This window comes from Sphingomonas glacialis, from assembly GCF_014653575.1.
GTDB lineage: Bacteria > Pseudomonadota > Alphaproteobacteria > Sphingomonadales > Sphingomonadaceae > Sphingomonas > Sphingomonas glacialis.
The window spans coordinates 1-5789 of the sequence record NZ_BNAQ01000023.1 but is presented as its reverse complement, the minus strand read 5'-3'; the positions used below and the strand labels follow the sequence as shown (position 1 = coordinate 5789).

At 53.8% G+C, this 5789-nt stretch carries 3 tRNA genes and 3 rRNA genes; all 6 read left to right on the top strand.

Annotated elements, in window-relative coordinates:
- Positions 1 to 346 precede the first annotated feature (346 nt).
- The 6 genes from IE187_RS20980 to IE187_RS20955 all read left to right on the top strand — a co-directional run bounded on the left by IE187_RS20980 (position 347) and on the right by IE187_RS20955 (position 5789).
- Positions 347 to 1831, top strand: a 16S ribosomal RNA gene (locus IE187_RS20980).
- 226 nt (positions 1832 to 2057) lie between these two features.
- Positions 2058 to 2134 (top strand) — tRNA-Ile (locus IE187_RS20975).
- 22 nt (positions 2135 to 2156) lie between these two features.
- Positions 2157 to 2232, top strand: a tRNA-Ala gene (locus tag IE187_RS20970).
- A gap of 316 nt (positions 2233 to 2548) precedes the next feature.
- A 23S ribosomal RNA gene (locus IE187_RS20965) occupies positions 2549 to 5344 on the top strand.
- 185 nt (positions 5345 to 5529) lie between these two features.
- Positions 5530 to 5644, top strand: a 5S ribosomal RNA gene (gene rrf, locus IE187_RS20960).
- Together the 16S, 23S and 5S rRNA genes with 3 tRNA genes alongside form the textbook arrangement of a ribosomal RNA operon.
- A 68-nt stretch (positions 5645 to 5712) precedes the next feature.
- A tRNA-Met gene (locus IE187_RS20955) sits at positions 5713 to 5789 on the top strand.

Sequence of the window (5789 nt, the reverse complement as noted above, 5' to 3'; positions counted from 1 at the left end):
CACCGCAGCGACGGACCGGACGGTTCGCTTCTGCAGTCACCAAATTGTCGGCGCCGAGGGGCTCTTTGAAAAGAGGGCATTTCCTTAGCGTCGGTATTTTGCGCTCTTTGACATTGTCGGTTTAGATGAAGGGACATGTGGGCGGCGGCTCCGGGTCCAACGTTTTCAAGGCGTTGGTAGCTCGGTTAAAGCTAAGTCGTTCTCATATGTCCTTCACGTATCCATACGTAATGGACGGTCCATGCGGTTTTCGAACTGCGCGGGTCGTCTGAAAGATATTGTGCAGAGCGGCTCCTTGAGATGAGCGAGATTATCGTGGAATTCCACTGCGATGGTTTTGTGACATAAACTTGAGAGTTTGATCATGGCTCAGAATGAACGCTGGCGGCATGCCTAACACATGCAAGTCGAACGAAGGCTTCGGCCTTAGTGGCGCACGGGTGCGTAACGCGTGGGAATCTACCCTTAGGTTCGGAATAACAGTTGGAAACGACTGCTAATACCGGATGATGACGTAAGTCCAAAGATTTATCGCCTAGGGATGAGCCCGCGTAGGATTAGCTAGTTGGTGTGGTAAAAGCGCACCAAGGCGACGATCCTTAGCTGGTCTGAGAGGATGATCAGCCACACTGGGACTGAGACACGGCCCAGACTCCTACGGGAGGCAGCAGTGGGGAATATTGGACAATGGGCGAAAGCCTGATCCAGCAATGCCGCGTGAGTGATGAAGGCCTTAGGGTTGTAAAGCTCTTTTACCCGGGATGATAATGACAGTACCGGGAGAATAAGCTCCGGCTAACTCCGTGCCAGCAGCCGCGGTAATACGGAGGGAGCTAGCGTTATTCGGAATTACTGGGCGTAAAGCGCACGTAGGCGGCTTTGTAAGTAAGAGGTGAAAGCCTGGTGCTCAACACCAGAACTGCCTTTTAGACTGCATCGCTTGAATCCAGGAGAGGTGAGTGGAATTCCGAGTGTAGAGGTGAAATTCGTAGATATTCGGAAGAACACCAGTGGCGAAGGCGGCTCACTGGACTGGTATTGACGCTGAGGTGCGAAAGCGTGGGGAGCAAACAGGATTAGATACCCTGGTAGTCCACGCCGTAAACGATGATAACTAGCTGTCGGGGCTCTTAGAGCTTCGGTGGCGCAGCTAACGCATTAAGTTATCCGCCTGGGGAGTACGGCCGCAAGGTTAAAACTCAAATGAATTGACGGGGGCCTGCACAAGCGGTGGAGCATGTGGTTTAATTCGAAGCAACGCGCAGAACCTTACCAGCGTTTGACATGTCCGGACGATTTCGGGAGACCGATCTCTTCCCTTCGGGGACTGGAACACAGGTGCTGCATGGCTGTCGTCAGCTCGTGTCGTGAGATGTTGGGTTAAGTCCCGCAACGAGCGCAACCCTCGCCTTTAGTTACCATCATTCAGTTGGGGACTCTAAAGGAACCGCCGGTGATAAGCCGGAGGAAGGTGGGGATGACGTCAAGTCCTCATGGCCCTTACGCGCTGGGCTACACACGTGCTACAATGGCGGTGACAGTGGGCAGCAATCCTGCAAGGGTGAGCTAATCTCCAAAAGCCGTCTCAGTTCGGATTGTTCTCTGCAACTCGAGAGCATGAAGGCGGAATCGCTAGTAATCGCGGATCAGCATGCCGCGGTGAATACGTTCCCAGGCCTTGTACACACCGCCCGTCACACCATGGGAGTTGGATTCACCCGAAGGCAGTGCGCTAACCGCAAGGAGGCAGCTGACCACGGTGGGTTCAGCGACTGGGGTGAAGTCGTAACAAGGTAGCCGTAGGGGAACCTGCGGCTGGATCACCTCCTTTCTAAGGATATCGGCAGAAAGCGCCTTCTGGTTCGCCAGTTGGAAGAGCTTCTTCCATTCCAAAGAACATTTGCCGCCGTCCTCATGTCCCTTCATCACTAGGTTAAGCGCAGGTCGCGAGACGAATTAGCAAAGCTAATTCGCACGCAGCCAAGCTCGGCCAGCGCAGAAAAGCGCGCCCACAAGGCGCAGCTTTGCTGTGACTGACGGGCGCGCGAGCGAGGCATGGGCCTGTAGCTCAGTTGGTTAGAGCGCACCCCTGATAAGGGTGAGGTCGGTGGTTCGAATCCACCCAGGCCCACCACTTTTTGCGCTTTGAAGAGTATGGGGCCTTAGCTCAGCTGGGAGAGCGGTTGCTTTGCAAGCATCAGGTCATCGGTTCGATCCCGATAGGCTCCACCACTCGCCACCAAAACCTAGAGATGAAGAGAAAACTCTTCCGCTTCGGCGGAACACGGAGGCTTTGGCCTCCCTTATTTGACATTGTGAATGGGTTCTTAAAATCGATGCCGTGATATCGGCGTTGGTTCGACAGGAACGATCTTGGAGTGAGGTTCGCCTCGCGGTCAGGACGTAATGGTCGGCATCAACGCTTTAATAATCAGGCTGAGCATTTTTAATCATCCGCACCAAGATACTGTGACTTTGCTGCTCTGCCGAGTTTTGGTTCGATCCGTCATGGGTCGATCCCAGCATTGTCATTGGTGGTGCGGACTCTCAAGCGTGAGGTAAGGGCAATTCGTGGATGCCTTGGCGCATACAGGCGATGAAGGACGTGGCACGCTGCGATAAGCGTGGGGGAGCCGTGAGCAGGCCTTGATCCCACGATTTCCGAATGGGGAAACCCACCTATCCCGTTTAACTTCGTATCGAGGCAACTCGGTGCGACGCTAAATGGGGTTAGGTATCACTTAACTGAATACATAGGTTTCGTGAGGCGAACCCGGCGAACTGAAACATCTCAGTAGCTGGAGGAAAAGACATCAACCGAGATTCCGTTAGTAGTGGCGAGCGAACGCGGACCAGGCCAGTGCCTGATGGTGAATTAGCAGAACGATTTGGAAAGATCGGCCATAGCGGGTGACAGCCCCGTATGCGAAAATGAAACATCAGGACTCGAGTAGGGCGGAACACGTGTAATTCTGTCTGAACATAGGGGGACCACCCTCTAAGCCTAAATACTCGTATGCGACCGATAGTGAACTAGTACCGTGAGGGAAAGGTGAAAAGCACCCCGATGAGGGGAGTGAAACAGTACCTGAAACGGATTGCCTACAAGCAGTTGGAGGGTCCTTGAGGCCTGACAGCGTACCTCTTGCATAATGGGTCTGTGACTTAATGTATCAAGCAAGCTTAAGCCGTTAGGTGTAGGCGCAGCGAAAGCGAGTCTGAATAGGGCGCCAGAGTTTGATGTATTAGACCCGAAACCCGGCGATCTATGCATGACCAGGATGAAGGTGCGGTAACACGCACTGGAGGTCCGAACCGATTAACGTTGAAAAGTTACCGGATGAGTTGTGCTTAGGGGTGAAAGGCCAATCAAGCCGGGAAATAGCTGGTTCTCCGCGAAAACTATTGAGGTAGTGCCTCGGACGAATACCTTGGGGGGTAGAGCACTGGATGGATGCGGGGGTCGCGAGACCTACCAACTCTAACCAAACTCCGAATACCCAAGAGTAATATCCGGGAGACAGACGGCGGGTGCTAAGGTCCGTCGTCAAAAGGGAAACAGCCCTGACCTACAGCTAAGGTCCCCAAGTCGTGTCTAAGTGGGAAAGCATGTGGAACTTCCAAAACAACCAGGAGGTTGGCTTAGAAGCAGCCATCCTTTAAAGAAAGCGTAACAGCTCACTGGTCTAAATAAGAGGTTCTGCGGCGAAGATGTAACGGGGCTCAAGACACGCACCGAAGCTTAGGGTGTGCCATTTATATGGTACGCGGTAGCGGAGCGTTCCGTAAGCCTGTGAAGCGATCTGGTAATGGGTCGTGGAGGTATCGGAAGTGCGAATGCAGACATGAGTAGCGATAAAAAGGGTGAGATGCCCTTTCGCCGAAAGACCAAGGGTTCCTGCGCAAGGCTAATCCGCGCAGGGTGAGTCGGCCCCTAAGACGAGCCCGAAGGGGGTAGTCGATGGGAACACGGTTAATATTCCGTGACCTGGTGGTGTGTGACGGATCTCGTGTGTTGTCTTCCCTTATTGGATTGGGAAGGCTTCGAAGAGGTCCCAGGAAATAGCCCCACCGTATAGACCGTACCCGAAACCGACACAGGTGGTCAGGTAGAGTATACCAAGGCGCTTGAGAGAAGTGTCCTGAAGGAACTCGGCAAATTGCCTCCGTACCTTCGGAAGAAGGAGGCCCCAACTAAGCGCAAGCTCTGTTGGGGGGCACAGGCCAGGGGGTAGCGACTGTTTAGCAAAAACACAGGGCTCTGCTAAGTCGGCTTCAAGACGACGTATAGGGCCTGACGCCTGCCCGGTGCCTGAAGGTTAAGTGGAGGGGTGCAAGCTCTGAAATGAAGCCCAGGTAAACGGCGGCCGTAACTATAACGGTCCTAAGGTAGCGAAATTCCTTGTCGGGTAAGTTCCGACCTGCACGAATGGCGTAACGACTTCCCCACTGTCTCCAGGACATGCTCAGCGAAATTGAATTCCCCGTGAAGATGCGGGGTTCCCGCGGTTAGACGGAAAGACCCCGTGCACCTTTACTGCAGCTTCAGAGTGGCATTAGGAAGAAACTGTGTAGCATAGGTGGGAGGCTATGAAGCGTTGGCGCCAGCTGACGTGGAGCCATAGGTGAAATACCACCCTGTTTGTTTCTGATGTCTAACCTCGATCCATGAAACTGGATCAGGGACCCTCTGTGGCGGGTAGTTTGACTGGGGCGGTCGCCTCCTAAAGAGTAACGGAGGCGCGCAATGGTGGGCTCAGGACGGTTGGAAACCGTCTGTTAGAGTGCAATGGCATAAGCCCGCCTGACTGCGAGACTGACAAGTCGAGCAGAGACGAAAGTCGGTCATAGTGATCCGGTGGTCCCTCGTGGAAGGGCCATCGCTCAACGGATAAAAGGTACGCCGGGGATAACAGGCTGATAACCCCCAAGAGCTCATATCGACGGGGTTGTTTGGCACCTCGATGTCGGCTCATCACATCCTGGGGCTGGAGCAGGTCCCAAGGGTTTGGCTGTTCGCCAATTAAAGTGGTACGTGAGCTGGGTTCAGAACGTCGCGAGACAGTTTGGTCCCTATCTGCCGTGGGCGTCGAAATTTGAGAGGAGTTGACCCTAGTACGAGAGGACCGGGTTGAACATACCTCTGGTGTACCTGTCGTTCTGCCAAGAGCGCAGCAGGGTAGCTATGTATGGACGGGATAACCGCTGAAAGCATCTAAGCGGGAAGCCTCCCTCGAGATAAGATTTCATAGAGCCGTCAGAGACCATGACGTTGATAGATCGGATGTAGAAGTGGAGTAATCCATGGAGCTAACCGATACTAATTGCTCTATTCGCGCTTGAGAGTCCCACCATCAATGACAATCCTGGGTAAACCAGCACGTCACCGATGGCGGATGATCAAATGCAACGCCTGATTGAACAAACTACATCATCACATAGGTATGCACGGACATCGATTTTGGGAGCCCAGCGCACGCTGGGCTTCCCGAGAGAACCCGAACTTTTTGCTGTTCACCGGCTCCATTGCTTGGTGGCTATAGCGTCAGTGCCCCACCCGATCCCATCCCGAACTCGGCCGTGAAACCTGACTGCGCCGATGGTACTATCGCTTAAGCGATGGAAGAGTAGGTCGTCGCCAGGCATTGAAGCCGGTGAACACAAAACGTTCGTGTCTCTCATGAGAACCCATTTACAAGTCATCTACCCTGGCGCGGGGTGGAGCAGCCCGGTAGCTCGTCAGGCTCATAACCTGAAGGTCACAGGTTCAAATCCTGTCCCCGCAACCA